This is a genomic window from Paenibacillus sp. UNC496MF (assembly GCF_900113915.1).
In the GTDB taxonomy this organism is placed as follows: Bacteria; Bacillota; Bacilli; order Paenibacillales; family Paenibacillaceae; genus Paenibacillus_Z; species Paenibacillus_Z artemisiicola.
Map to the genome: position 1 here is coordinate 12,048 of NZ_FORE01000025.1, position 24,623 is coordinate 36,670.

The 24,623-nt window shown below is 57.2% G+C and carries 27 protein-coding genes and 1 tRNA gene; 3 read left to right on the top strand and 25 right to left on the bottom strand.

Annotated elements, in window-relative coordinates; translation table 11 throughout:
* Window positions 1–146: 146 nt before the first annotated feature.
* The 8 genes from BMZ79_RS32660 to BMZ79_RS32695 all read right to left on the bottom strand — a co-directional run bounded on the left by BMZ79_RS32660 (window position 147) and on the right by BMZ79_RS32695 (window position 9,161).
* Window positions 147–926, bottom strand: coding sequence for a hypothetical protein (locus BMZ79_RS32660; protein WP_090649221.1), 780 nt, complete (start codon window positions 924–926; stop codon window positions 147–149).
* Between the two features lie 162 nt (window positions 927–1,088).
* Entirely contained in the window at window positions 1,089–2,375 is a 1,287-nt protein-coding gene (locus tag BMZ79_RS32665; protein ID WP_090649225.1) for an adenylosuccinate synthase, read from the bottom strand.
* A gap of 220 nt (window positions 2,376–2,595) precedes the next feature.
* Window positions 2,596–3,954, bottom strand: coding sequence for a replicative DNA helicase (gene dnaB / locus BMZ79_RS32670; protein ID WP_090649228.1), 1,359 nt, complete (start codon window positions 3,952–3,954; stop codon window positions 2,596–2,598).
* Between the two features lie 22 nt (window positions 3,955–3,976).
* On the bottom strand, window positions 3,977–4,420 hold the full coding sequence (gene rplI, locus BMZ79_RS32675; RefSeq protein WP_090649231.1) for a 50S ribosomal protein L9: 444 nt from the start codon (window positions 4,418–4,420) through the stop codon (window positions 3,977–3,979).
* Window positions 4,417–6,378 carry a DHH family phosphoesterase gene (locus BMZ79_RS32680; protein ID WP_090649233.1) on the bottom strand — a complete coding sequence of 654 codons (1,962 nt, stop codon included), beginning with the start codon at window positions 6,376–6,378 and terminating at the stop codon, window positions 4,417–4,419. Before BMZ79_RS32680 ends, rplI begins: the two co-directional genes overlap by 4 nt.
* Before the next feature lie 19 nt (window positions 6,379–6,397).
* Complete coding sequence (locus BMZ79_RS32685; protein ID WP_090649236.1) at window positions 6,398–7,300, bottom strand: DUF2232 domain-containing protein; 903 nt, start codon at window positions 7,298–7,300, stop codon at window positions 6,398–6,400.
* A 260-nt stretch (window positions 7,301–7,560) separates the two neighbouring features.
* Window positions 7,561–7,998, bottom strand: a complete 438-nt coding sequence (locus BMZ79_RS32690; protein ID WP_090649239.1) for a CBS domain-containing protein — start codon at window positions 7,996–7,998, stop codon at window positions 7,561–7,563.
* A gap of 71 nt (window positions 7,999–8,069) precedes the next feature.
* Window positions 8,070–9,161: an LCP family protein gene (locus BMZ79_RS32695; protein ID WP_090649241.1), complete on the bottom strand. Its 1,092-nt coding sequence runs from the start codon at window positions 9,159–9,161 to the stop codon at window positions 8,070–8,072.
* Window positions 9,162–9,364: 203 nt separating this feature from the next.
* Here BMZ79_RS32695 and BMZ79_RS32700 point away from each other — a divergent pair, with 203 nt between their 5' ends.
* Entirely contained in the window at window positions 9,365–9,718 is a 354-nt protein-coding gene (locus BMZ79_RS32700) for a DUF4870 domain-containing protein (protein WP_090649244.1), read from the top strand.
* A 220-nt stretch (window positions 9,719–9,938) separates the two neighbouring features.
* Here the strand turns inward: BMZ79_RS32700 and rpsR are convergent, their stop codons facing one another.
* The 3 genes from rpsR to rpsF are packed head-to-tail and all read right to left on the bottom strand — an operon-like array spanning window position 9,939 to window position 11,124.
* Window positions 9,939–10,217 carry a 30S ribosomal protein S18 gene (rpsR, locus tag BMZ79_RS32705; RefSeq protein WP_090649321.1) on the bottom strand — a complete coding sequence of 93 codons (279 nt, stop codon included), beginning with the start codon at window positions 10,215–10,217 and terminating at the stop codon, window positions 9,939–9,941.
* Between the two features lie 18 nt (window positions 10,218–10,235).
* The gene (locus BMZ79_RS32710; protein WP_090649247.1) at window positions 10,236–10,796 is read right to left on the bottom strand and encodes a single-stranded DNA-binding protein; all 561 of its coding nucleotides are present in this window, start codon (window positions 10,794–10,796) and stop codon (window positions 10,236–10,238) included.
* A gap of 43 nt (window positions 10,797–10,839) precedes the next feature.
* Window positions 10,840–11,124 carry a 30S ribosomal protein S6 gene (gene rpsF / locus BMZ79_RS32715; protein ID WP_090649250.1) on the bottom strand — a complete coding sequence of 95 codons (285 nt, stop codon included), beginning with the start codon at window positions 11,122–11,124 and terminating at the stop codon, window positions 10,840–10,842.
* 235 nt (window positions 11,125–11,359) lie between these two features.
* Between rpsF and BMZ79_RS32720 the strand changes: the two genes are divergently transcribed.
* A complete protein-coding gene (locus BMZ79_RS32720; protein ID WP_090649253.1) occupies window positions 11,360–11,545 on the top strand; it encodes a YjzC family protein in 186 nt (61 codons plus the stop codon).
* Between the two features lie 928 nt (window positions 11,546–12,473).
* On the opposite strand, the gene BMZ79_RS32725 is transcribed toward BMZ79_RS32720, so the two are convergent.
* The 3 genes from BMZ79_RS32725 to BMZ79_RS32735 all read right to left on the bottom strand — a co-directional run bounded on the left by BMZ79_RS32725 (window position 12,474) and on the right by BMZ79_RS32735 (window position 13,153).
* Window positions 12,474–12,564, bottom strand: a tRNA-Ser gene (locus BMZ79_RS32725).
* A 63-nt stretch (window positions 12,565–12,627) separates the two neighbouring features.
* Entirely contained in the window at window positions 12,628–12,864 is a 237-nt protein-coding gene (locus BMZ79_RS32730; RefSeq protein ID WP_090649256.1) for a DUF951 domain-containing protein, read from the bottom strand.
* A gap of 49 nt (window positions 12,865–12,913) precedes the next feature.
* Window positions 12,914–13,153, bottom strand: a complete 240-nt coding sequence (locus tag BMZ79_RS32735) for a putative Se/S carrier protein (RefSeq protein WP_090649258.1) — start codon at window positions 13,151–13,153, stop codon at window positions 12,914–12,916.
* Between the two features lie 175 nt (window positions 13,154–13,328).
* Here BMZ79_RS32735 and yyaC point away from each other — a divergent pair, with 175 nt between their 5' ends.
* Window positions 13,329–13,922, top strand: a complete 594-nt coding sequence (yyaC, locus tag BMZ79_RS32740) for a spore protease YyaC (protein ID WP_090649260.1) — start codon at window positions 13,329–13,331, stop codon at window positions 13,920–13,922.
* Here yyaC and BMZ79_RS32745 read toward each other — a convergent pair.
* From BMZ79_RS32745 to rnpA, 11 genes are all read right to left on the bottom strand, one after another.
* Window positions 13,894–14,400: a DUF4446 family protein gene (locus BMZ79_RS32745; protein WP_090649263.1), complete on the bottom strand. Its 507-nt coding sequence runs from the start codon at window positions 14,398–14,400 to the stop codon at window positions 13,894–13,896. The two genes, yyaC and BMZ79_RS32745, sit on opposite strands and share 29 nt — an antisense overlap.
* 29 nt (window positions 14,401–14,429) lie before the next feature.
* Window positions 14,430–15,584, bottom strand: a complete 1,155-nt coding sequence (locus tag BMZ79_RS32750; RefSeq protein WP_090649323.1) for an aminotransferase class V-fold PLP-dependent enzyme — start codon at window positions 15,582–15,584, stop codon at window positions 14,430–14,432.
* Between the two features lie 124 nt (window positions 15,585–15,708).
* Window positions 15,709–16,563: a ParB/RepB/Spo0J family partition protein gene (locus tag BMZ79_RS32755; protein ID WP_090649266.1), complete on the bottom strand. Its 855-nt coding sequence runs from the start codon at window positions 16,561–16,563 to the stop codon at window positions 15,709–15,711.
* Complete coding sequence (locus BMZ79_RS32760) at window positions 16,544–17,317, bottom strand: ParA family protein (protein WP_090649270.1); 774 nt, start codon at window positions 17,315–17,317, stop codon at window positions 16,544–16,546. The genes BMZ79_RS32755 and BMZ79_RS32760 overlap by 20 nt, the downstream gene beginning before the upstream one ends.
* A 148-nt stretch (window positions 17,318–17,465) precedes the next feature.
* Window positions 17,466–18,293 (bottom strand): nucleoid occlusion protein, encoded by an 828-nt coding sequence (gene noc, locus BMZ79_RS32765; protein WP_090649272.1) that lies wholly within the window; start codon window positions 18,291–18,293, stop codon window positions 17,466–17,468.
* A 150-nt stretch (window positions 18,294–18,443) separates the two neighbouring features.
* A complete protein-coding gene (gene rsmG / locus BMZ79_RS32770) occupies window positions 18,444–19,166 on the bottom strand; it encodes a 16S rRNA (guanine(527)-N(7))-methyltransferase RsmG (RefSeq protein WP_090649274.1) in 723 nt (240 codons plus the stop codon).
* Between the two features lie 2 nt (window positions 19,167–19,168).
* Window positions 19,169–21,058 (bottom strand): tRNA uridine-5-carboxymethylaminomethyl(34) synthesis enzyme MnmG, encoded by a 1,890-nt coding sequence (gene mnmG / locus BMZ79_RS32775; protein ID WP_090649277.1) that lies wholly within the window; start codon window positions 21,056–21,058, stop codon window positions 19,169–19,171.
* A 36-nt stretch (window positions 21,059–21,094) separates the two neighbouring features.
* Window positions 21,095–22,474 (bottom strand): tRNA uridine-5-carboxymethylaminomethyl(34) synthesis GTPase MnmE, encoded by a 1,380-nt coding sequence (gene mnmE, locus BMZ79_RS32780; RefSeq protein WP_090649280.1) that lies wholly within the window; start codon window positions 22,472–22,474, stop codon window positions 21,095–21,097.
* A 92-nt stretch (window positions 22,475–22,566) separates the two neighbouring features.
* Complete coding sequence (gene jag / locus BMZ79_RS32785) at window positions 22,567–23,292, bottom strand: RNA-binding cell elongation regulator Jag/EloR (protein ID WP_090649283.1); 726 nt, start codon at window positions 23,290–23,292, stop codon at window positions 22,567–22,569.
* A complete protein-coding gene (locus BMZ79_RS32790; RefSeq protein ID WP_090649286.1) occupies window positions 23,289–24,065 on the bottom strand; it encodes a YidC/Oxa1 family membrane protein insertase in 777 nt (258 codons plus the stop codon). The genes jag and BMZ79_RS32790 overlap by 4 nt, the downstream gene beginning before the upstream one ends.
* Before the next feature lie 136 nt (window positions 24,066–24,201).
* Entirely contained in the window at window positions 24,202–24,549 is a 348-nt protein-coding gene (gene rnpA / locus BMZ79_RS32795; RefSeq protein ID WP_090649289.1) for a ribonuclease P protein component, read from the bottom strand.
* Between the last annotated feature and the right edge of the window lie 74 nt (window positions 24,550–24,623).

Sequence of the window (24,623 nt, forward strand, 5' to 3'; positions counted from 1 at the left end):
TAAAAAAGGTCATGATCGTCTCCTTTTCGCGTTATGCTGCCAAGTTTAGAGCGGATCCGACAAGGTAAATTCTACATCGTCGGTCACGTTCCTTACTGTATCATAACGCTCCATGGGGGTTCAACCGGACGACCCTTTACGGGAGATTAATATTTGCTCAGAATCGACGACATTTCATCGTACTCCGTGCGGTCCAAATACTGCGCCATCAGCTGCTTGACCTTCGTCATTTCTTCGGCCGTCAGCCCGTTCTCCATGTAGGTCGAAATCTGCTGCCACGCCTCCTGCGGGAGCTTATTCATCACGCCGAACAGCTTCTCCTTGTCGGCGTCGCTGATCTGCGATTTCGTGGCATTGATCTCGTCCGTCGACATCGCCACGCCGTCCTTCGCCGCGTCGCCCGCCGCATCCCCGGAGCTCGCGCTATCCTGGCCGGAAGCCGCGCCGCTGTTGCCTTTCGGGCCCGTGCCGCCGCCGATGTCGCTCAGCTCGCCCTGCGGCAGGTCGCCGAACGCGTCGACCGATCCGTCATCGCTGCCGCTGCCGGCGTCCGATGCGCCCGTCTTGTCCGTGCCGCCGGATGTGCCGCCGGCGTCCGATGCGTCCCCGCTGCCCGCCTTCGACGTCCCGTCGTCCGTGCTCGCGTCGCCGCTGCCCGCCGCCGGATCGCCGGTCTCCTTCGCGCGATCGGCCGCGTTCGATTTCGCGCCATCCTTCAGCCCGGGATCGGCGCCCCACATCTCGCCCCACAGCCCGCTGAGCGCGAACGGCTGCTGCTCGAGCGGAATATGGAACTGCTTCAGCAGCGTCTCCACGTAGCTGTTCACGACGTACCCCGTCGTCCAGATCGACAGGAAGCTGATCAGCAGCGCCGCCGCCGCCAGCTTCCCGACCGCCGCCGCGACTTTCCCCGTAATCTTCCACATGTCTATCACCCTTTGCTATGCCGCCTGCCAACCCGCGGCTGTGATGGTCCTGGCCTATCGCCTCTACTTCCCAGTATGGGCACGGGACGGACGGGCCATTCAGCTCTCGCAAAAAAGAAAGAGGGCCGCGATCGCTCGCAGCCCTCTTGCTAGTGGGGTGATTTAGATATAAATCGGCATGACCGGATTCGTCTGCTCGCGGTTGCGGCCGACGGAGAAAATCGCGATCGGAATGCCCGTCAGCTCGGAGACGCGCTCGACGTAGCGGCGCGTGTTCGCCGGCAGGTCCTCCAGCGTCTTCGCGTTCGAGATGTCCTCGCTCCAGCCCGGCAGCTCCTCGTAGACCGCTTCGCACTCGGAGATCAGCTTCAGGCTGGCCGGGTAATGCTCGATGATCTCGCCGCGCAGCTTGTAGCCCGTGCAGATCTTGACCGTCTCGAGGCCCGACAGCACGTCGAGCGAGTTCAGGGACAGGCCCGTGATGCCGCTGACGCGGCGCGCGTGCCGGACGACGACGGTGTCGAACCAGCCGACGCGGCGCGGACGGCCGGTCACGGTCCCGTACTCGTGGCCTTTCTCGCGGATCAGGTCGCCGATCGCGTCGTTCAGCTCCGTCGGGAACGGACCGTCGCCGACGCGCGTCGTGTAAGCCTTCGCCACGCCGATGACCTGCTGGATCTTCGACGGGCCGACGCCGGAGCCGATGCAGACGCCGCCCGCCGTCGGGTTCGACGACGTCACGTACGGGTACGTGCCTTGGTCGATGTCGAGCATGACGCCCTGCGCGCCTTCGAACAGCACCTTCTTGTTGTCGTCGATCGCGTCGTTCAGCACGACGGACGTGTCCGCGACGTACGGACGCAGCGTCTCCGCGTAGCCGAGGTACTGGCCGAGGATCTCGTCCGCGTCCAGCTTCTCGCCGCCGTACATCTGCTCGATCACTTGGTTCTTCTCCGCGACGAGGCGGCGGAGCTTCGTTTCGAATTCTTCGGCGTCCATCAGATCGGCGACGCGGATGCCGTTGCGGGCCGCCTTGTCCATATAGCACGGGCCGATGCCCTTGCGGGTGGTGCCGATTTTATTATCGCCCTTGCGCTCTTCCTCCAGGCAGTCCAGCACGAGGTGGTACGGCATGATCAGATGCGCGCGGTCGCTGATTTTCAAGTTTTCGGTGGAGAAGCCATTGTCATGAATATAGTTGATTTCGTCGATGAGGGCGGACGGATTGATGACCATGCCGTTGCCGATGACGCATACTTTGTTTTCGTTGAAAATGCCGGACGGAATCATGGTGAGCTTATATTTCTTATTGCCGATCATGATGGTGTGACCCGCGTTGTTGCCCCCTTGGTACCGGGCTACGACATCGGCGCCGTCCGCCAGAAAATCGGTGATTTTTCCTTTGCCTTCGTCGCCCCACTGGGTTCCGACTACAACTACCGTTGACATGGATATACCCCCAATTACATTACAAGTTATTCGCTCGCGTACACAGATACTGTCGGCCGCCTCTTGAAAGCAGCATGTTTAGTGTACCGTTTTAGTCCGCTAAAGTCAACGAAAAAGCGAACAATTGCAGGGTCGCCCCTACAATTGTTCGGAAATTGAAATATAAGTGCCGCCCTGCCCATCCGACGTTCGCCATTCCCGCAGCCGCGCGGGTTCCCGGTCAGGAAGCCGACTCCTGGTGGGTGCGGTCGAGCCCGACGAATTTGTTGAAGTTCTTCAGAAACGCCAGCTCGACGGTGCCGACCGGGCCGTTCCGCTGCTTGGCGATGATGATCTCGATGATGTTCTTCTTTTCCGATTCCTTGTCGTAGTAATCGTCCCGGTACAGGAACGCGACGATGTCGGCGTCCTGCTCGATGGAACCGGATTCCCGGAGGTCGGACATCATCGGCCGCTTGTCCTGCCGCTGCTCGACGCCCCGGCTGAGCTGCGACAGCGCGATGACCGGCACTTCGAGCTCCCGCGCGATCTGCTTCAGCGTCCGCGAGATCTCGGAGACTTCCTGCTGCCGGTTCTCGCCGGCCTTGCCGCGGCCTTGAATGAGCTGCAGGTAGTCGATCAGGATCATCCCGAGGCCCCGCTCCTTCTTGAGCCGCCGGCACTTGGCGCGAATGTCCGCGACCGTGATGCCCGGCGTATCGTCGATGTAGATCTGGGCTTCCGAGAGCGAGCCGATCGCCATCGTTAGCTTTTCCCAATCGTCGCCTTCCAAATACCCGGTCCGCATCCGGCCGGCGTCGACGTTCGATTCCGCGCAGATCATCCGCTGCACCAGTTGGGCCGCGGACATCTCGAGGCTAAAGATCGCGACCGTCTCGCGGGAGCGGACGCCGACGTTCTGGGCGATGTTCAGGGCGAACGCCGTCTTGCCGACGGAAGGACGCGCCGCCACGATGATCAAGTCGTTGCGCTGAAAGCCGGACGTCATTTTATCCAGGTCGGTGAACCCGGAAGGAATGCCCGTCGAACCGCCTTTATTGGAATACAGGTGCTCGACCCGTTCGAAGACTTCCATCAGCACGTCGCGGATAGAGATGAAGCCGCTGCTGGAGCGGCGGTTCGACAGCTCCATGATGCGCGCTTCCGCGTCGCTCAGCATCAGCCCGACGTCGTCCGCGGCCGCGTAGCCGTCCGAGACGATGTTCGTCGCCGTACGAATGAGGCGGCGAAGCATGGACTTCTCTTCTACGATTTGCGCGTAGTAGTCCACGTTCGCCGCCGTCGGCACCGCGTTGCCGAGCTTCGCCAGGTAGCTGACGCCGCCGATTTCCTCCAGCTGCTGCCGGTCCTGCAGATAGGCCGTCAGGGTCACCAGGTCGATGGGCTGATTGTTCTCGCCGAGATCGACCATCGCCTCATAGATCAGCTGGTGCGACGGCAGGTAGAAATCCTCGCTCCGCAACCGCTCCATCGCCGTGATGAGCGCTTCGGTCTGCAGCAGAACGGCCCCCAGAACCGCCTGCTCCGCCTCCATGTTCTGGGGCGGCACGCGATCGAACATCGTCAGCCCGTCATCCATGGCGTCCCTGGCTCCTTCGTTATTATTCTTCCGCGGCATGTACGCTCAGCTTCGCTTTCACGTCGGGATGCAGCTTGACGAAGACTTGCGTCACGCCGAGCGTGCGAATCGGTTCGTCCAGCTCGATCTTCCGTTTGTCGAGCTTCACGCCCTGCGCTTCCAGCGCTTCGGCGATCTGCTTGCTCGTGATGGCGCCGAACAGGCGGCCGCCCTCGCCGGCCTTCGTCTTCACGACGACCTTCATCTCTTCCAGGCGCTTGGCCAGCTCCTGCGCGTCCGTCTTCTCCTGCTCCTTCTTCCGCTTCTCGGCGGCGTTCTGCGCGTCCAGCGTCTTCAGGTTGCCGTCCGATGCCGGCTTCGCGAGATTCTTCGGAAACAGGAAATTGCGCACGTACCCTTCCGACAGCTCCTTGACTTCGCCCTTCTTGCCTTGCCCTTTCACGTCCTGCAAAAAAATGACTTTCATTCGAATAACCCCTCTTCCTGTTCGATTTCTTGCAGCACCTGCTTCAGGCGCTGCGCGACTTCCGCCACGGTGCCTTCCAGCTGGGCGGCCGCGTTCGTCAGATGCCCGCCGCCGCCCATGCGCTCCATGACCACCTGCACGTTCATATGGCCGAGCGAGCGGGCGCTGATGCCGATCAGCCCGTCCGGCCGCTCCCCGATGACGAAGGACGCCAGCACGTCGGTCATGTTCAGCAGCGTATCCGCCGTCTGGGCGATGAGCAGCTGCGAATACTTGCGCCCCTGCTCCGTCGCCGCGATCGCGATATGATCGTAGACGATCTCCGCCTGCCGGATCATTTCGGCCTTCTTGAGGTACTCTCCCAAGTCTTCCTTCAGCATGCGCTGGACGAGCGAGGAGTCCGCGCCGTTGCGGCGCAGGAACGACGCCGCCTCGAACGTCCGCGAGCCCGTACGGAGCGAGAAGCTCTTCGTGTCGACGGTAATGCCCGCGAGCAGCGCCGTCGCTTCCTTCACGTCCAGCAGCACGCGGTCGTGAATGTACTGCAGCAGCTCCGTGACCAGCTCGCAGGTCGAGGACGCGTAAGGCTCCATATAGACCAGAATCGCGTTCGAGATGAATTCCTCGCCGCGGCGGTGATGGTCGACCACGACGATCTTGTCCGTCAAGGTCAAGAGGCGCGGCTCCTTCACCATCGACGCCTTATGCGTGTCGACGACGACGGCGAGCGTCTTGCCGTCCACGATGCCGAGCGCCTGGTCCGGCGTAATGAACCGCTTGGCGATGCGCTCGTCTTCCCGCAGCATCTCCGTCATGCGCTGAATGGCGGGATTGACGCCCTCCAGCACGATGTACGCTTCCTTGTTGAACAGCAGCGCCGCCTTGAGCACCCCGATGGCCGCGCCGAGCGAGTCCATGTCCGGCATCTTGTGCCCCATGATGACGACGCGGTCGCTGTCGCGCATCAGGTCGCGCAGCGCGTGCGCCACGACGCGGGCCCGCACGCGCGTCCGCTTCTCGACGGCGTTGGACTTGCCGCCGTAGAACGACTGGCGCTGCCCGACTTTGACGGCCGCTTGGTCGCCGCCGCGCCCGAGCGCGTAGTCGAGGCTCGTCTGCGCCCATTGGCCGAGCTCCACGATGCTCTCCGCGCCGGCCGCGAAGCCGATGCTGAGCGTCATCGGGATCTTGTTCTCCGCGATGATCTCGCGGACCTCGTCGAGCAGCACGAAGCGCGACAGCTCCAGCTGCTTCAGCGTGCGCTGGTCGGTGATGACGAGGTAGCGGTCCGACGTCAGCCGCTTCAGGTAGACGTGGAACTTGTTCGCCCACTCCGTAATCTCCGCCGTCGCCCGGGACATGAGCGCGCTGCGCTGCTGGTCGTCCATTCCTTGGGTGACCTCTTCAAGGTTATCCATGAGCACGATGCCGATCGCGAGCTTCTCTTCCTCGTACCGTCTCGCCAGCTGCCATTGCTTCGTGATGTCGCGGACGTAGAGCAGCCGCTCGTCGAACCGGAACATCAGCTCGTAGATGGCGCTGCCGATGGACGCTTCGACCGTGCCCTCGCGCTCCTTGGCCTGCGACAGCGTCGGGAACAGATCGTTCAGCGACTCGCCGACGATGGAATCCCGTCCCATCATGTTCGTGATGAAGGCGTTGTGCCATTCGATCGTCTTGTCCTCGTTATAGAGGATGATCCCGAACGGCAGATCGCTGATGACCTCGCGGTTCGCCTTCTTCACGCGATAGGACAGCGTGCCGAGGTACATTTTCAAATCCCGGCGGAACGCCCGCTCCGCCAGGACGGAATAGACGCCGATGGCGCCGGACAGCACTAGGCCCAGCACCCCCAGCTTCCAATCGTACGTCGCGAGCGCGATCGACATCAACAGCATCAGCACGAACGCCCATAAATGGTGCAAGCCGTGCCATCGTTTTATCAGAAACTTCGGCATGTTCGTTTCCGCCCCTGTGTCACGATTTCTTGAACGCTTTACGGATCGGAATCGCCGCGTCCAGCACCCCGATCAGGCTAAACGGCGGAAAAATCGCGACAATCACGGCGAGAAGCACCGGGATCGCCTTGTTCCATCTCCGTTCATGCGCAATAAAGAAGAAGAAGCCCATCGCCTGAATGGAGAACGTCAATTTCATCAGCGGCGCCAGGTTATGCAGCACGACCGTCATGAACGAGGTCCCGTCGCTCGGCACCGCCATGTCCGCGATAAGAACGATCAAGTAGTACAGGACGAAAATCCGCGGCAGCATCCATTTCCGGATCGGCTGCAGCTTCGGCACGGCCAGCCCCCCGGCGCGCAGCGCGGACCCGGCGATGGCGTGCGTCGCGACCGCGAGCACGAACGAGGCGACGATAAGCGCCATCGGAATGGAATGAATCAAATTCTGGATGTACGATTCCGTCATTTCCGCGGTCCACGTGCCCGGCATGATGCCTTCGCGGTTCAAGCCGTCCACCGTGTCCCCGATCATGACGCGAATCTCATGGATGAGCGAGAACCCGAACCACAGATCGGCCAGCAGGAGCTCCAGCAGCGACAAGCCCAGCAGCGTCAGCGTGGCGGAGGTCAGCACCTGACGGGCGGGAATGCCCTTGCGGTACAGATGGCCCATCACGACGGACGGGATCAGGAAGAATAGCCCGACGATCAAAGCGGCCGGTCCGAGCACAATGGTCCCGACCGCGTAGACGACGGCCATATGCAAGGCGAACCAGGGCCGCGGCAGCGTCGCGTACAGCACGACGGCCGGCACCATCATCACGGCGAACACGAGCGCATTCACGAGCGGTACGGCGATGGCGAGCAGCAGCAGCAAGGCCGCAACGCTCCACAAAATCGATTTTGCACCGGTTTTCAAACCGTTCACCTCTTGCTCCAGTTACTAGTGCGCAGCCTAAGCTTTACTCCCCATTATAGCATAAAACGAATCGCGAAAGCACAGAAGGCCTCGCCCAGCGGGCGGCAGCCGGCTGTCGGCGAAGCGCTGGCGACGAGGCGCGAAACCTCCCGCCCGGCGCGATGGAAACCCTCTGCCGAGGCCGACGGACGGCTCCTTTCCCTTCGTCCGGACGCAAGACGCCGCCCTCGTTGGAGGGCGGCGTCCGATTGGCCCGCGCGTTAGCCGGCGGCCATTTCTTTCTTGGAATTATTCGCATTCACGATGAGTGCTTCGCAGTAATCGATTATATCGCTGCGGCGTACGATGCCGATGAACCGGTTCATGTCGTCGATGACCGGCACGAAGTTCTGCACCTTCGCCAAGGATAAGAGATCTTCCATGTTGGCGTCGATTTGGACCGCCTTGTTGCTCAGCCGCATCTGCACGTCCGACAGCTTCACTTTGTTCGTCTGTTCGAAGGTGAGCTGCGGGTTGTTCTTCATGTGCCAGAGCAGGTCGCCCTCGGTCAGCGTTCCGGCGTAGCCGCCGTCGTTGTCGAGGATCGGCACGGCCGTGTAGCGGTGATGCTCCATCTTCTCGAGCGTCTGCCGAAGCGTCGCGTCCATCGTCAGCCAGACCACTTCTTGCTTCGGTAATAGAAAAAATGCGATATTCATGCGTGTGTTGCCCACCTTCCTTCTTCTTCTTCCGCTTGCTTGCAGAAAGAGCAGGGGCAATTCGCCTGCTGTTAATTCTTCGCGGTCCCCTTCGCCGGCTTGGCCGAAAGCGGCTTCGCTTTCGCCGCGTTGGGATCGTTGTGCCGATATTCCTCCGGAAGCGGCAGCTGCGCCTTCGGGTTGGCCGGATCCAGCCAAGCTTCGATGAGCGCCTGCGTCTTCGCCAAGTCCGCTTCGTCCGCAAAATAGTACCATGCGCCTCCCGCGACCTTGCGACGCCCCTCTCCTTTCAGCGTATGGCCGTAAATCGTGCGATCGGTGTCCTTCAGCATGCTCTTCGCAAGATCGATCATGTGCTCGGGCGTCAGGTCCGTGCTGAAGTTGTCGCCCATAATGTCCATCAAGTGCGGGATTTTCGTCCATTGCCCGACTTTGGACGCCTTGTTCATGATCGCGTTCAAAAACACCTGATGGCGCTGCGCGCGGCTGGTGTCGCCCCCGGCGTCTTCCCGGTAGCGCACGTAGTTCAGCGCCTCCGTGCCGTTGTAGACGGGCTTGCCCGCCTTAACGACGAATTTCTCGTGATCGGGGTCGTCGTTCACGAGGTCCTTCGTGATGGGAAGCGAAATGCCGCCCATCGCGTCGATGACGTCGCGAAAGCCCTTGAAGTTTATTGTAGCATAATGATCGACCCGAGCGCCAAAGAACTTCTCGACCGTTTCCACCGACATCTTCGCCCCGCCGAACGCATAAGCGTGCGTGATTTTGTCCTGCCACCGCCTGCCGGATTTGGTCGTCTTGCCGACGATGTCGACATACGTGTCGCGCGGGATCGAGAGCATGAGGATCGCCTCGTCCTTCGGCCGGACGACCGCATAGATCATCGTATCGGAGCGCCCGATCTCCTTGTTCCGCTGGTCGATGCCGAGCAGCAGCAGCGAGAACGGCTCCTCCTTCTCGTACGTCGTCGGTACCGGCATGCGGCCCTCGAGCGGCTTGTAAGAGTTCTCCAGCTTATCCTTCACTTTGCCGGACAGGAAGGTATCGAACCCCCACAGCGCCAATGCGGTGCGGTTATAATAGGCCAGCGCGCCTCCGAGCGCGAGGACGGCGAACACGGCGGCCGCCCATCTATAGCCACGATTTCTTCTCGGTTTGGTCATGATGATACACAGGCTCCTGTCTATAGCGAGTCATGATGAGTCCATCCTTATCGTAAACGATCCGGCGTCCGCGAAGGTTACGGTTCGTTAACGGCAAGCTGCTGGAAAAGCTGGCTCCGCTTGGGCGGACAAAATATCGCGGACGGCGCATAGTTCTTCCTTCGGGCGAATAAATACCTACAAGAGGAAGGGGTGGCTGAAGGATGCAAGCACCGCATTTTGTGCCGGACCGGTCGTCGACCGGCATCGATTCGAAGGTTGTCGGGCTGCTCTGTTACCTGGGCGTTTTCGTGACGGGTCTGCTCTTTCTCGCGATCGAGAAACGGAGCACGTACGTGAAATTTCACGCCATGCAGTCCGTGGTGCTGTTCGCGGGGTTGTTCGTCCTTAATATTGTGCTCGGCTTCATTCCGTTTATCGGCTGGTTTCTCGGCCTATTGCTGACTCCGCTGTCATTTGTTTTATGGATTGCCTTAATGCTCCTCGCGCTGCAGGGCAGATGGTTCAAGCTGCCGATCATCGGCGACTTCGCCGAGGAACAAGCATCCAAGCTCTAACCGGGAGCAGCGTTCTTCCCGCGCTGCATGCTGCGTGTCCCCACGGGGTCCTAGGTGCGGTTAGATCGCTCTTGATCGGTCTTGACCGGTCTTGAAATCGGCGTTGTTTCTCGGTACGGATTTCTTCGCTTTTATTGTGCGCATCCTTCCCGGATCCCGCATTTCCTATCCGCAAACGCAAAAAAGGCAGCCATCTCGGCTGCCTTCTTGGTCGTACGATCTATTCCGTCGTGTATGGCAACAGCGCTACTTGACGCGAACGCTTGATCGCGATCGTCAGCAGGCGTTGGTACTTCGCGCTTGTTCCCGTTACACGGCGAGGCAGGATTTTGCCGCGCTCGCTGATAAATTTACGGAGCAGATCCGTATCTTTATAGTCGATGTGTGTAATTTTGTTAGCGGTGAAGAAACATACTTTACGGCGCTTGTTACGGCCTTTGCGGCCGCCGAATTTGCGTTCTGGACGCTCGTCGCCACCGTCTCTTTGCTTAAAGCTCATGTTCATCCGTCCTTTCGTTTAGAATGGCAAATCATCTTCCGATATATCGATCGGGCGCCCGTCATCCGAGAACGGATCACGGCCGTTGTTGTTCCGAGTGCCTCCCGAACGTCCGCCGCCTTGCGAACCGCCGCCGCCCCCTTGACCTTGGCCTCCGCCGCCGTAGCCGCCTTGACCTCCGCCATAGTTGCCGCCGCCTCCGCTTCCGCCGTTATAGCCGCCTTCCTCGCGCGGACCGTTGTCGCGATTCGGGGATTCCAAGAAACGCACGTTGTCGGCAATGACTTCCGTCACGTAGACGCGCTTGCCTTCGTTGTTCTCGTAGTTCCGAACCTGCATGCGGCCTTCGACCGCAGCCAAACGTCCTTTGCGCAAGTAGTTGGCGCACGTCTCGGCCAGCTGGCGCCACGTGACGATCGGAATGAAATCCGCTTCACGTTCGCGTTCGCCGCCTTGTCCGCCGCTCGAAAACGGGCGATCCACCGCAAGCGTAAATTGCGTTACCGCAACGCCTGCCGGCGTATAGCGCATTTCGGGATCCCTTGTTAATCTGCCGATGAGAATAACGCGGTTCAACATCGTTTATCGCCTCCAATCAAAACATCGCTTGCGTTCGATGAGACTAAGCTACATCTTTCGTGATCAGGACACGGATAACTTCATCCGTGATTTTCATGACGCGGTCAAGTTCATTCACAACTTCAGCCGTTGCGGTGAAATTAACCAGCACGTAAATGCCGTCACGAATTTTGTTGATCTCGTACGCAAGACGGCGCTTGCCGATCACGTCATGCTTCGTGATCTCTCCGCCGTTCGTGATGATTGCTTGGAACTTTTCCGTCAGCGCTTGAACCGCTTCCTGTTCCACATCCGGACGAATGATGTACATCACTTCGTAGTTGCGCATTTGATTCACCTCCTCTTGGACTATGCGGCCCCCTTAAGGGAGCAAGGAGCGAGCTAGAATTATTCTTTCTCGCATACCTGAATACTATATCAAATTTGGTATCCGCTTGACAAGTGCGGAATGATTGCATGTCCTCCCGCATTCTTCCGTTCATGTCCCGCATCCGATCGAAGCAAGCTAAGGTTCGGGGTTTTCTTCCCCCTCTATAGAAGCCATCAGCTGGAGGTGCAGGACAATGGGCGAATGGACGGAATTCCGGCCGGGCGATCACGCGCCGAACGACGGCACGTACATCGAGATCGGCGAGGCTTCGTTCCATATGGGCGTGAACGACCCGCAGAAGGTGCATCTGAAGAAGGGCGATCGGTTTCCGATGACGTCCAATAAAGACCGCAAGTGGAAGCGAATGAACCATCGTTAAAGAAATTCGAAAATCGGGGTGCATAAAGCCCTCGGTTCCGGAGCATTATAATTCATGACGGTGAACAAGTGAGAGGTGTGGTTCCATTGAACGTCAATGTGCTTGTGCCTCAAGGAGATTCTGTCCACTCAGCATAGAAGCGGAGGGTCGTGCCAAAGACACTTGTCTGTAACACACAGCACCGTATACCGGTGAACCGAGGTTTCGACGAAAGCTTTGTGATGACTGTTATTTCTACAAAACGAACGCACCGTCGGGAAAAGGGCTCGCAAGAGCCCTTTTTTCCTGTTCTCCGGAGGAACTCGCAAGTGACGCGGTTCGCGCGCTTCATAACGGCGGCTTCACCCGATGGAACCCCACACAACCGTTCGACTATGTCTGGCTGTACTGGCCATTGGCTTATTCATCGACTGTTTGTCTGCTCAAAACGTATTTATCTAGCCTGGCTCGCTGCCGTACTCGGATCTCAGGTATAGGGTTTACCCTTACCTTCGCCTTCACCGTTCAACGATCCCTCATCATTCTCTACGTGGCGTTTTCGTGCCTCTCCCTCGTTGGGACGTACTTCCTTCCAACCACCATCTAACGAGCTCCATCCTGAGGCCCACAGAGGCCCACAGCTCCCCCGAATCTGTTCCGGGCTCTTCTTACTCCAACGATCGGCCGACGCCTTTCATACGCCTTAGAACGCTTCTACATTCACCTTCTGCTCATCCTTTCATCAGGCAGAACGCGAACGACCATTCCTTATCAAACGGCATAGGGTATACGTGACGGCACCCTCCCTTCATTGTTTCAAAAGTGGCAGCCATCCTACTGCTCATCGAGCTCTTTCTTACTGGACCTCACGAAGGGAAAACGGGCCACCTTCGCCGAAACATCAAAAAAAGCGATCCGGATCGGATCGCTTCGTCTTTGTAAGGGCTAATGGCGGAGAGGGTGGGATTCGAACCCACGCACGCTGTGACACGCCTAGCTGATTTCGAGTCAGCCCCCTTGGGCCTCTTGGGTACCTCTCCATGTGTCTTGTCAGTCAGCAAGGATTATCTTAACACGCGGCTTGTCCGATTGCAAGCCTTTTTTCACTCGGCCGTCAAATTATTTTGTCCCTCGTCCTGCTGCCGTTCCGCCGCGGAACGAAGCACCTTTTTAAGGTTCTTTTCGAACTTCGCGCGCGGAATAAGTACGCTGTGCTTGCAGCCCGTGCATTTGATGCGGATGTCCATTCCCATGCGGATGATTTCCATTTCGTTCGTGCCGCACGGGTGCTGTTTCTTCATCTGCACGATATCGCCAAGCTCAAACTGTTTCCTCTCCATCTCCATCCGCTCCTCCTCTGTATCTATTCCCCGCGTGACGAGGCCGTCCTTACATGGCGACCGCTTCGTATCGATCCTCCACCTGCTTGTAAATGCCTCGGATCTCCACCTTTTCCTGCTCGATGACGTCCTGGACCACTAGTAAATCCGCTTCCGGAAATCGAATCGATAGCGCGCAGCCGGCCGTAATTTGCTTCGGCGTGGGGCATATGTCTATTTCAATGTCGGCATATTCTAATAGCATCTCGGCCCGCAGTGCCTGCTGGGTCGAGTCGAACGCGATCAGCACCCCGCTCGCCTCCTTACCGGATCGTTATTGAACTTTTCTGCCCGCGGGCAAGTATAAAATGGTTGTCCCTTCCATATACTAGTAACCAAGCGTGAGCCCGGCAGTTCTATCAAATCGATCACGAACGCCGCTGCATTTCGCCGATTATTCATAGAGTTTTGCGGGAGGGGAATCTATGAAACTGCCAGGAATGAAAGAAACGCCGCTGAAGGTGCTCTACACGGAACCCAACATTACCGGTCTTCTCATCAATCGCATGACCTATCTCTTGGACACCGTGTCCCCCGATCGCCGCATCGTCGTCGTGTGCGTGGGCACCGACCGTTCCACGGGCGATTCGCTCGGCCCGCTTGTCGGCACCTCCCTAGGCAAGTACAGAAGTCCGTTCTTCGACCTGTACGGCACTTTGGAAGAGCCGGTTCACGCCATGAATCTGGATGACACGTTGATCGAGATCAACAAGCGCGTGCGCAAGCCGTTCATCGTCGGCATCGACGCTTGTCTCGGCCAAGCCGCGAGCGTCGGCTGCATCCAAGTCGGCACGGGTCCGGTTCGACCCGGCGCGGGCGTCAACAAAGATCTTCCCCCCGTCGGCGACATTCATATCACCGGCATCGTCAACGTTGGCGGTTTCATGGAATATTTCGTCCTGCAGAACACCCGCCTGCACCTCGTCATGCGCATGGCGGACATCATCGCTCATAGCTTATTTTCGTCCATCATGAAGTGTACCCGTACCGCTACTTATCCTGCCGCAACGCCAGATTGATCGCTTCGAGCTCTTCGGGGGTCAGCGCATAAGCGGACTGTCCCTCTTTGACCGGCTTCGCGTACACGAACGTATTTTCTCGGCCATGGAGTCCGCTCAGGACCATGCCGTCCTTGTCGTCATTAACGAACGCGACGGAGAAGCTGAAGTCACTGCCGCGTTCCGCGAATGCATTGTAGCGATGAATGCCGATATTGCCCCGTTTTTTTCGCACGGCTTCCATCAGGCCATCGACCGACTGCTTCAAGCTTCGCTGCTGCTCTTCCTGATCGTCCAGCTGCTGTTTCAAATCAATGATGACGGATTCCAAATTCTCGACGCTCGACCCGTTCATGAACTGCGTGTAGCTCTTCCTCAGCTTCTTCAACTTACTGCCCAGCACGAAATTTCGGATAAGCAGCAGCAATACGATTACGATCAGTCCGGCAAGCATTCCGGCCATCGCCCAGTCGAACGGCCGTTCAATCCATTGATCCATGTTTCGTTTCTCTCCCCATTCGGTGCTCTTTAGCTGTAATGTCGGCCTATTTCGTTCACGGCCTCAACGAAGGCTTCCACTTCTTCCGACGTCGTAAAGCACCCCACGCTCGCGCGTATCGCTCCCGTATCCAACGTTCCTGCCGTCCCATGCGCCAGCGGCGTGCAATGAAACCCCGTCCGCACGGCGATATTGTAATGCTGGTCCAAAATAAACCCGATTTCCGAAGGATCCGCTCCCTCCAGAACGAATGACACGATACCCGTTCTCGGCTTGCCAAGCCCCGGTCCGAGTACGCGCACGCCGCCGACGGCAAGCAGTCCTTCCATCATTTGTTGCGCGAGCGTCATTTCTTTAGTATGGATGTTTTGGACGGTCTCATGCAGTACATGGCGTACCCCTGCCCGCAGCCCGGCGATGCCGGCCGTGTTCTGGGTGCCGGCTTCGTAGCGGTCCGGACGCACCGCCGGTTGTTCGATCGACTCCGACTGACTACCCGTCCCTCCATGCATCATGGGCTCCAAGTCGAGCTCCGGATGAATGTACAGCCCGCCGGTACCCTGCGGTCCCAACAGTCCTTTATGCCCTGGAAACGCCAGCATATCGATCCCCATCGCTTCGACGTCGATCTCCAGCAGACCGGCCGTCTGCGCCGCATCGACGAGCAGCCTCGCGCCTCGCCTCCGGGTGATCGTCCCAATGTCGCCCACCGGCATGATCGAACCGAGCAAATTGGAGCTGTGGTTCACGACGGCAAGACGCGTATTCGGCCGAAAAGCGTGCTCCACCTCTTTGGCATCCAACAGTCCTTCAGCGTTTGACTCCACATAGGTCACTTCGATAATGCCCAGCTTCTTCAAATATTCGAGCGGTCTCCGGACGGAGTTATGTTCCACGGCGGTGGCGATGACGTGATCGCCTGGTTTCAAAAACCCCTTGATTGCCGTGTTGAGCGCCATCGTCGTGTTCAGCGCGAACGCGATATCGTTTGGATTCTTCACCGCGAATAGCTTGGCAAGCGCCTTGCGGGCATCGAACAGGACCCGGCTTGCGCGGACCGCCATGGCATGACTGCCCCGCCCCGGATTGGCGCTGTCCCGTTCCATAGCTTCCTTCACGGCTTCAATCACAGCAGGAGGCTTCGGCCATGATGTGGCGGCATGGTCCAAATATACGTACGGCATGTTCTTCTTCTGTTCCTCCACTGTCCCGCCTCCCCTCGCTCAATGTTAACAATAGCATACCGGATTGGCGGCCCTGCATCAAAACACGCCAATCAAGTATGCTATCTATGGGTAATTATTGAATTTATGACAGCTGTTGAAGCAGTTCGAGCAGCCGTTCCAGATCCTGTTTGTTATAGTACATCAGTTCGATTCGGCCCTTGTCCTTTGCCTGCTTGATTCGGACCGTCGTCTTGAACCGTTCCCGAAGCGACTCTTCCACCTCGTTAATGTACGGATCTCTCTTCTTATTGGATACCGCCTCTTTCGCTTTCGGCGGATCTGGCTGATCCAGATTCTTAATTGCTTCCTCCAGCTGCCGGACGCTCCATTCGTTGGCGATCGTCAGCTCTGCCAATTCTTTCTTCCGCGCATCTTCCTTCACGCCCACGATTGCTCTCGCATGACCCATGGACAATGTTCCACGTGAAACATTTTCCTTGATCTGTTCAGGCAATGTCAGCAGTCTCAGAAAGTTGGCGATATGCGATCTGGACTTACCAACCTTCATCGATAATTCTTCCTGCGTCAGATTGAATTTATCCATCAGTGCCTGATACGCCTGCGAAAGCTCGATCGCGTTCAAATCCTCGCGCTGCAGGTTCTCGATGAGCGCGATTTCCATTACTTGCAGATCAGAGAAGTTCCGGACAACGGCCGGAATCGTCGTGTTGCCGCACAGCTGCGAAGCACGGAAACGCCGCTCGCCCGCAATGATCTCATACCCCTTCAACACCGTACGAACGATGATCGGCTGAATGACGCCATGCTGTTTGATGGACTCGGCTAATTCCTTGATCGCTTCGTCGTCAAACGTTTTGCGGGGCTGATACGGATTCGGTCTCAGTTGCGCAAGCGAAACTTCGATGACCTTATCTTCTTCGCTGACGGAAAGCGATGGAATAAGCGCATCCAGCCCTCTACCTAGCCGCTTGCTCATACATGATCACTTCCTTCGCGAGTTCAAGATAAACCTCCGCTCCCTTGGATCGAGGATCGTACGTAATAATGGACTGCCCGTGCGATGGTGCTTCGCTTAAGCGTACATTACGCGGGATGATGGTTTGGTACACCTTTTGCTGAAAATACTTTTTCACTTCTTCAATGACTTGAATACCAAGATTTGTCCGCGCATCGAACATCGTCAGCAATACGCCTTCAATCTGAAGGGACGTATTCAGATGCTTCTGCACGAGACGAACTGTATTTAAGAGCTGGCTCAAGCCTTCCAGCGCGTAATATTCGCATTGAATCGGAATGATGACGGAATCCGAAGCCGTCAACGAATTGATGGTCAGAATGCCAAGCGAAGGCGGGCAATCGATCAGAATATAATCATACTGATTCTTTACCATGGCAAGCGACTTCTTAAGCCGCTGCTCGCGGGAAATCGTCGGCACAAGCTCGATCTCCGCTCCTGCCAATTGAATGGTCGCGGGGATGATGTTCAAGCCGTCGATATTGGTCGAACAGGTAGCATCGTTCGGATGCACATCGTTAATAAGCACATCGTATATGCAATGCGCGACGTCTGCTTTGTTGATTCCGATCCCGCTCGTCGTATTCCCTTGCGGATCGATATCGACCAGCAGTACTTTCTTGCCCAACGAAGCCAGACATGCGCCCAGGTTGACGGACGTCGTCGTTTTTCCGACACCGCCCTTCTGGTTCGTTATTGCGATCGTTTTAGACAAACCGTTCACCTCTATGCTGAAAACTTATTGAAGCCGAATGAAACGTGTCTCTATTCTACCAATCTCCGCTAGAAAGTCAGGTTGTAATTCCAATAGATAAAAATGACGATGCCGTCCCTGTATTCCGGACGGCCGTCGGCGAAGCATATTAACGTTTTGGAATTTTAATGACGATTTCGTAATGGTCCTCGTAGTCCTGCTCGTTTGTTTTGATCTGTAAGCCAGACCCCGAAACCATATCGATCGATTGGCGAATGGTATTTAACGCAAGCCGGACATCCTTCGTGAATGAAACCCGTTTTGCTTTTTTGGCAGCCGTCTGAACCGCTTCCTTATAAAAGGCGACCCTGGCCTCCGTCTGTTTCACGTTAAGCTCTTTAGTAATAATATCGTCTAGCACTTTCAGTTGCAACTCTTCCGAGTCGAGCGACAGCAGCGCCCTGGCATGTCGTTCCGTTATCTTCCGTTCCATCAAGGCGCCCTTGACAGTGTCGCCGAGACTGAGCAGCCGGATCTTATTCGCGATGGTCGATTGGCTTTTACCAAGCCGCTGAGCCAGACTCTCCTGCGTCAAGTTATGTAGTTCGATCAGCTTCTGATAAGCCACGGCTTCTTCAATGGAAGTAAGACCTTCCCGCTGAAGGTTCTCGATCAACGCGATGGAGGCTGCTTGGGAATCGTTGAATTCTCGAATAATGGCTGGTATCGTTTCGAGCCCTAGCTTCTTTACGGCGCGGAAACGGCGTTCGCCTGCGATGATTTCGTATCTGCCGTTGCGTACCCGCACGACGATCGGCTGGATGATGCCATGCGTCCGAATCGTTTGGCTGAGCTCGTCAATCCGGTCATCGTCAAACACGGTTCGCGGCTGATACGGACTCGTATCTACTTCAACGACCGGAATCTGCTTCACTTCATCTTGGTTTGTAGTCTTCTGATCGCCCAAACCGAATAAACGTGAGAATTGTTCTTTCATAGCGTCAACATACCACCCGATTTCAAAATGCCGAGTTTGTCGTTTCTATATCATTCGTCGGCTGAAAGATGATTTCCTGCTTGACAGCGCGATAAACTGAACAAATATCCGGTGACAAATTTGTTCCACGTGAAACATTTTCCGTTTCAGTTAGAGGATCGGCTGCTTCAACGGTAAGCCCGCTTTTCGAGGATATTTGGATGGCGTTTCCGCAAGCTTGCGGATGATGATGATGTGACGATCGGCCTGCTCGAACGGAAGCTTAAGATGATGGGTTTCCACATACTCGCTCTTTAATTCGCGCAAGCTTCGTTTGGCTTCTTGCGTCTCTTCCGCGGGATCTGAGCCTTTCATTGCCGCAAACGTTCCGCCCTTCTTGGCGAAGGGCAAGCACAATTCATTGAGTCCGCTTAACCGCGCAACCGCACGCGCCGTTACCATGTCATACGCGTCGCGATGCTCCGACATCCGCCCGATATCCTCCGCTCTTCCATGAACGCAGCTCACGTTCTCCAGTTCGAGCGTCTCGACGACATGACGAAGAAACTGAATCCGTTTGTTCAGCGAATCGACGATCGTCACTTTCAGATGCGGAAAGCAGATTTTAAGCGGCAGGCTGGGAAATCCCGCCCCGGATCCGATATCCGCGATCGAAGCAAACTCATCCATCCGCATAAAGAAAGAAAGGGTTACGGAGTCAAAGAAATGCTTCTCATAAACCGCTTCCCTTTCCGTGATACCCGTCAAATTCATTTTTTCGTTCCACTCGACGAGCAGTTCAAAGTACGTATGAAACTGCTGTAGCTGGAGCGGCGATAACGCCACCCCCCGCTCCTTCAGCAGCTCCGCAAACCAAGACTCGGTCGGTTTCATGATTACCCCCGTGCTGCGATGACCTTATTATAGTGTTCCAAGTAGACGAGCAGGATGGAGATATCCGCAGGCGTCACCCCGCCGATCCGGGAAGCTTGGCCGATCGAGAGCGGCCGAATCGTAGACAGATTCGCTTTCGCTTCCTTGGACAGGTTCGTCACGACGCTATAGTCGATATCATCCGGAATCCGCTTCTTTTCCATCTTCGCCAGCCGCTCCACCTGAATCTGCTGTTTCTCGATATAGCCGGCGTACTTGATTTGAATTTCCACTTGCTCCTTCATATCCTCCGTCAGCGCCTCCGGTGACTGCGACAACCGTTCGACATGCTCGTACATGAACTCCGGGCGGCGAAGCAGCGACAGCGCGTCCGTCGATTGCTGAATCGGTGCCGTGCCGATTTCCTCCAACAGCTGCAGAACGTCCTCATCCGGACGCACCTTCACCGTTTTCAAACGATCGATCTCCTGCTCCACCATAGCTTTCTTGGATGTGAATTTGGCATACCGCTCTTCCGAGATCAAGCCGATCTCGTATCCGGTCGGCGTCAGCCGCAGATCCGCGTTGTCATGGCGCAGCAGCAAGCGATATTCGGCACGCGAGGTCAACAGCCGGTAAGGCTCCGTCGTTCCCTTCGTGACCAGGTCGTCGATCATGACGCCGATATAGCCTTGCGAACGGTCGATGATGACCGGCGTCTTCCCCAGTACTTTGCGCCCGGCATTAATGCCGGCCATAATCCCCTGTCCGGCCGCTTCTTCGTAGCCGGACGTGCCGTTGATCTGCCCGGCCGTGAAGAGGCCCGGAACGACCTTCGTCTCCAGCGTCGGCCACAGCTGCGTCGGCACGACCGCGTCGTATTCGATCGCATAGCCGGTGCGCATCATTTCAACATTTTCCAGACCTGGAATAGAACGGAGAATTCGCAGCTGTACGTCCTCCGGCATGCTCGTGGACAGCCCTTGGACGTAATATTCGGACGTGTTTTTGCCTTCCGGCTCCAAGAAGATCTGATGCTTCGGCTTATCCGCGAAACGAACGATCTTATCCTCGATGGACGGGCAATACTTAGGTCCCGTCCCTTCGATCGCGCCCGAGAACATCGGCGCCCGGTGCAGATTGTCGCTGATGATCCGGTGCGTCTCTTCGGACGTATAGGTCAGCCAGCACGGCAGCTGTTCGTTATCGGAGTATTCCGTCTCGTACGAGAAGAACTTCGGCTTCTCGTCGCCCGGCTGAATCTCGGTCTTCGAGAAGTCGATCGTATCCCCATGCACCCGCGGCGGGGTGCCGGTCTTGAACCGTACGAGCTGCAGACCCAGATTGCGCAGGCTCTCCGACAGCTTGATCGATGGCTGCTGATTGTTCGGGCCGCTCTCGTACATGAGCTCGCCCATGATCACTTTGCCGCGCAGATACGTTCCCGTCGTGACGACGACCGCCTTCGCGCGGTATTCCGCGCCGGTCTTCGTCACGATGCCGACGCATGCGCCGTCCTCAATAATCAAATCCTCCGCCATCCCCTGCCGCAGCGTCAGATGCTCGGTCTCCTCGATCGTCTTCTTCATGAAATGCTGGTACAAGAATTTATCGGCTTGCGCCCGCAGCGCGTGAACCGCCGGCCCCTTCCCCGTATTCAGCATCCGCATTTGAATGAATGTCTTGTCGATGTTTCGGCCCATTTCGCCGCCGAGCGCATCGATCTCCCGCACCACATGGCCTTTCGCCGGTCCGCCGATCGACGGATTGCACGGCATGAACGCCACCATATCCAGATTAATCGTCAGCAGCAGCGTCTCCGCGCCCATCCGCGCGGACGCCAGCGCCGCTTCGCAGCCCGCATGGCCCGCACCGACGACGATAACGTCGAAATTTCCCGCTTGATAACCCATTTCTCTACCCCTCCTTGCCTCTCGGACACCAATTAATTATTTACCTAAACAGAACTGCGAGAAAATTTGGTCGATGAGCGACTCGGCTACCGAGTCTCCTATCATTTCGCCTAATTGCTCCCAAGCCGTTCGCACGTCAATTTGCACGATATCAATCGGAATGCCGCTCTCCGTCGCTTCGATCGCGTCGACCAGCGACTGGCGCGCTTGGTTAAGCAGCGCGATGTGCCGAACATTGCTGACATAGGTCAAATCCGCGGATTCCAGCTCGCCGCCGAAGAACATCCGTTTGATGACCCCTTCCAGCTCGTCAAGCCCCTGCTCGTTCAGCACGGACATCCGCACGACCGCATCCGCCGGAAATCGCGTCTCGACTTCCGACGCGTCCAACTTCGCCGGCAAATCCGTCTTGTTCAGCAGCACCACGACCGGCCGGCCGCTCAGCTGCTCCATCAGCTCGCGGTCGCCCGGCTGGAGCGGTTCGCTCGCGTTCAGCACGAGCAGGATCAAATCCGCCTCCTCGAGCGCCGTGCGCGATCGTTCCACGCCGATGCGCTCGACTACGTCGGCGGTCTCGCGAATACCCGCCGTATCCAGCAGCCGCAGCGGAATGCCGCCGAGCGTCATATATTCTTCGATTACGTCCCGGGTCGTGCCCGGAATATCCGTGACGATCGCTTTGTTTTCCTGGACGAGCGCATTGAGCAGCGACGACTTCCCGACGTTCGGGCGTCCGACGATCGCCGTGACGATCCCTTCTCGTAATATCTTGCCTTCGGCGGCCGTTTTTAACAACCGGTCGATTTCCGCGCACGCGCCGCCGCAGCGTTCCCGGATATAGGCGTTGGTCATCGACTCCACGTCATGCTCCGGATAATCGATGTTCACCTCGATATGGGCCAGCAGTTCGATCAGCCCATGCCGGAGGGCTTTGACTTTCTTCGACAGCGTTCCCTCCGATTGCTTGAGCGCCACGGAGAAAGCGCGGTCCGACTTCGAACGGATCAAGTCGATAACGGCTTCCGCCTGCGTAAGGTCGATTCGTCCGTTCAAGAACGCGCGCTTCGTGAACTCGCCCGGCTCCGCCAGCCGTATCTCGCCGGCGCGCAGCAGCAGCTCCAGCACGCGCTTGACGGCTACCACGCCGCCGTGGGTGCTCAGCTCGACGACATCTTCCGCGGTGAATGACCGCGGCCCGCGCATGACCGTGAGCAGGATCTCCTCCACCGTTTCGCCGGAACGCGGATCCACGATATGGCCATAATGCACCGTATGCGAATCGGCTTCGGCAATATTCGATTTCGAGCGGAAATACCGGGCGCACGCGTCGACGGCGTCAGGCCCGCTGACCCGAATAACGGCAATGCCGCCCTCTCCGACGGCTGTCGAAATGGCGGCAATCGTGTCTTGTATCATTATCATGACAACGTCCCTCTTAACTTCGATCAAATAAAAAACGAGCAATGACCGGTGAGAGCCATTGCTTGGAATGAACGGTATACGACAACCTAACCATGCCTCAGCGTAATGACGACCCGCCGGTTCGGCTCTTCGCCTTTGCTGAACGTCTTGACCTTGCCGTGATTCTGGAGCTGCGAATGAATAATCTTGCGCTCGTGGGGCGCCATCGGCTCGAGCACGACTTCCTTTCGAGTCCGTATGACCTGCCCCGCCAAGCGGTCTGACAATTCTTCGAGCGTCCTGCGCCGCCGCTCGCGAAAATCTTCCGCATCGAGCACGATCCGCAGATGGCTGTTGGAGTAACGGTTGGCCACGATATTGACCAGATATTGCAAAGCATCGAGCGTCTGCCCCCGGCGGCCGATCAGCATGCCGAGATCGCCGGTACCGGACAGCGCCAGAACCAATCCTTCTTTCGAATCGTTACGGGCAATCGTAATGTCAAGTCCCATCGTTCTTGCCACTTCAATAATGAATCGTTCCGTTTCGAGGATGGCGTCTGCCGAAGCCGACGGCGCAGCGGGCTTGTCCGCCGCGGGAATCACCGGTACCGGCGCGACGGCCGGCGCGGACTCGGACTTGGCCGTCTCGACGGCGTCCTGCAGCAGCGCGAGCTCCACCTTCGCGGCGCGGACGCCGATCAGGCCGAACAAGCCTTTGCTCGGTTTTTCCACTACGGTGACGTTTACGCGCTCCGCGGATACTTGCAATTCCGTTAAACCATTTCGTACAGCATCTTCGATCGTTTTGCCCGATGCTATAATTTTCTTCATTTCGCGGGGACACCCTCCTTATCTTTCGGTGAGGTGCGGACATAAAGGAAATAATTTTGCACAATGGTGTACGTGTTGCTGAAAATCCAGTAAAGCGGAAGCGCGGACGGGAACGAAATCGCCATCACGAAAATCAATACCGGGAAGATGAGCATGATGCCCTGCATCGCCGGCATCGTTTTTTGCTGGGACGACATCATTTTGGATTGCACGAACGTCGTAATCGCGGCCAGGATCGGCAGCACGTACGTATGGTCCTTCTCGCCAAGCTGCAGCCAGAGGAATGTATGCTCACGAATGTTCTCGTTCATATAAATCGAGTTGTAAAGCGCGATGAAAACCGGCATCTGCACGATCAGCGGCAAACAGCCGGCGAGCGGATTTACTTTATGCTGCTGAAACAGCTTCATCGTTTCTTCCTGCTGCTTCTGCGGGTTGTCCTTGTGTTTCTCTTTCAGCTTCGCGAGCTCGGGCTGCAGCGCCTGCATCGCTTTGGAGCTGCGATACTGCTTGATCGTAAGCGGAAGGATCAGCGTCCGGACGATGACCACCATCAACAGGATCGCGATGCCGTACTCGCCGTTGAACCACTTCGCGAACTCCTCCAAAGCCAGAGAGAAGTAGTAGACGACGTTGCGCTGCCAGAAGTTGCCGTGCGAAAGGTCATCCATTGAAACCGGGTGAGTGGCCGACGAACAGCCGCTCAGGAAAAACATCACGGCAATAAGCGCGAATGCCGTAAACCATGTTCGTTTCGAGATACGGGACAACATGTAAATCTCCTCTCTGCATACCTTAAGCGCAGACCTCGTAGAAGGCGTAGGCGCCGCATAATCATTCAGCTAAACTATATCACATATCAGGGCACAAAGAAACAAGCCCGCCCCGGCGGTAAAGCGATTACAAGGCTCAGCGGTTCTGCTTTAATAGCCCTGCGCGCTTCAATACGTGGAGCATGCTTTTTTCGAGTTCCTTCATGCTAAGACCGACGGCCGGCTTCCGGACGATCACGATGAAATCGAGCTGCTCGACGATCCGCTCCCCTTGCTGGCGGACGATCTCCTTCACGAGCCTTCTCATCCGGTTCCGCACGACGGCGTTTCCGATCTTCTTGCTGGCCGACACGCCGAGCCGGAACGGATCCGCTTTATGCTGCCGGGACCAGTACACGACGAACTGGCTGTTGGCGAACGATTTCCCGTTGCGGTATATCCGGCTGAAATCTTCGCGGTTACGCAATCGCAGCTTTCTTTGCACGTCGCATCCTCACCGAACCTTTATAGCTATAGTATGACCCATATAAATGAAAAAAAGACCACGTAAAGTGGTCT

What these genes read in the sequence shown, in the direction of transcription:
- BMZ79_RS32750 (WP_090649323.1), bottom strand. Translation starts at nt 15,584, where the DNA reads ATGCCGTACGTATATTTGGACCATGCCGCCACATCATGGCCGAAGCCT.
- noc (WP_090649272.1), bottom strand. Translation starts at nt 18,293, where the DNA reads ATGAAAGAACAATTCTCACGTTTATTCGGTTTGGGCGATCAGAAGACT.
- rsmG (WP_090649274.1), bottom strand. Translation starts at nt 19,166, where the DNA reads ATGAAACCGACCGAGTCTTGGTTTGCGGAGCTGCTGAAGGAGCGGGGG.
- BMZ79_RS32755 (WP_090649266.1), bottom strand. Translation starts at nt 16,563, where the DNA reads ATGAGCAAGCGGCTAGGTAGAGGGCTGGATGCGCTTATTCCATCGCTT.
- rplI (WP_090649231.1), bottom strand. Translation starts at nt 4,420, where the DNA reads ATGAAAGTCATTTTTTTGCAGGACGTGAAAGGGCAAGGCAAGAAGGGC.
- dnaB (WP_090649228.1), bottom strand. Translation starts at nt 3,954, where the DNA reads ATGGATGACGGGCTGACGATGTTCGATCGCGTGCCGCCCCAGAACATG.
- BMZ79_RS32720 (WP_090649253.1), top strand. Translation starts at nt 11,360, where the DNA reads ATGGGCGAATGGACGGAATTCCGGCCGGGCGATCACGCGCCGAACGAC.
- BMZ79_RS32710 (WP_090649247.1), bottom strand. Translation starts at nt 10,796, where the DNA reads ATGTTGAACCGCGTTATTCTCATCGGCAGATTAACAAGGGATCCCGAA.
- BMZ79_RS32790 (WP_090649286.1), bottom strand. Translation starts at nt 24,065, where the DNA reads ATGTTGTCCCGTATCTCGAAACGAACATGGTTTACGGCATTCGCGCTT.
- BMZ79_RS32660 (WP_090649221.1), bottom strand. Translation starts at nt 926, where the DNA reads ATGTGGAAGATTACGGGGAAAGTCGCGGCGGCGGTCGGGAAGCTGGCG.
- BMZ79_RS32690 (WP_090649239.1), bottom strand. Translation starts at nt 7,998, where the DNA reads ATGAATATCGCATTTTTTCTATTACCGAAGCAAGAAGTGGTCTGGCTG.
- rpsF (WP_090649250.1), bottom strand. Translation starts at nt 11,124, where the DNA reads ATGCGCAACTACGAAGTGATGTACATCATTCGTCCGGATGTGGAACAG.
- mnmE (WP_090649280.1), bottom strand. Translation starts at nt 22,474, where the DNA reads ATGATACAAGACACGATTGCCGCCATTTCGACAGCCGTCGGAGAGGGC.
- yyaC (WP_090649260.1), top strand. Translation starts at nt 13,329, where the DNA reads ATGAAACTGCCAGGAATGAAAGAAACGCCGCTGAAGGTGCTCTACACG.
- BMZ79_RS32695 (WP_090649241.1), bottom strand. Translation starts at nt 9,161, where the DNA reads ATGACCAAACCGAGAAGAAATCGTGGCTATAGATGGGCGGCCGCCGTG.
- BMZ79_RS32730 (WP_090649256.1), bottom strand. Translation starts at nt 12,864, where the DNA reads ATGGAGAGGAAACAGTTTGAGCTTGGCGATATCGTGCAGATGAAGAAA.
- jag (WP_090649283.1), bottom strand. Translation starts at nt 23,292, where the DNA reads ATGAAGAAAATTATAGCATCGGGCAAAACGATCGAAGATGCTGTACGA.
- mnmG (WP_090649277.1), bottom strand. Translation starts at nt 21,058, where the DNA reads ATGGGTTATCAAGCGGGAAATTTCGACGTTATCGTCGTCGGTGCGGGC.
- BMZ79_RS32665 (WP_090649225.1), bottom strand. Translation starts at nt 2,375, where the DNA reads ATGTCAACGGTAGTTGTAGTCGGAACCCAGTGGGGCGACGAAGGCAAA.
- BMZ79_RS32680 (WP_090649233.1), bottom strand. Translation starts at nt 6,378, where the DNA reads ATGCCGAAGTTTCTGATAAAACGATGGCACGGCTTGCACCATTTATGG.
- rpsR (WP_090649321.1), bottom strand. Translation starts at nt 10,217, where the DNA reads ATGAGCTTTAAGCAAAGAGACGGTGGCGACGAGCGTCCAGAACGCAAA.
- BMZ79_RS32745 (WP_090649263.1), bottom strand. Translation starts at nt 14,400, where the DNA reads ATGGATCAATGGATTGAACGGCCGTTCGACTGGGCGATGGCCGGAATG.
- BMZ79_RS32700 (WP_090649244.1), top strand. Translation starts at nt 9,365, where the DNA reads ATGCAAGCACCGCATTTTGTGCCGGACCGGTCGTCGACCGGCATCGAT.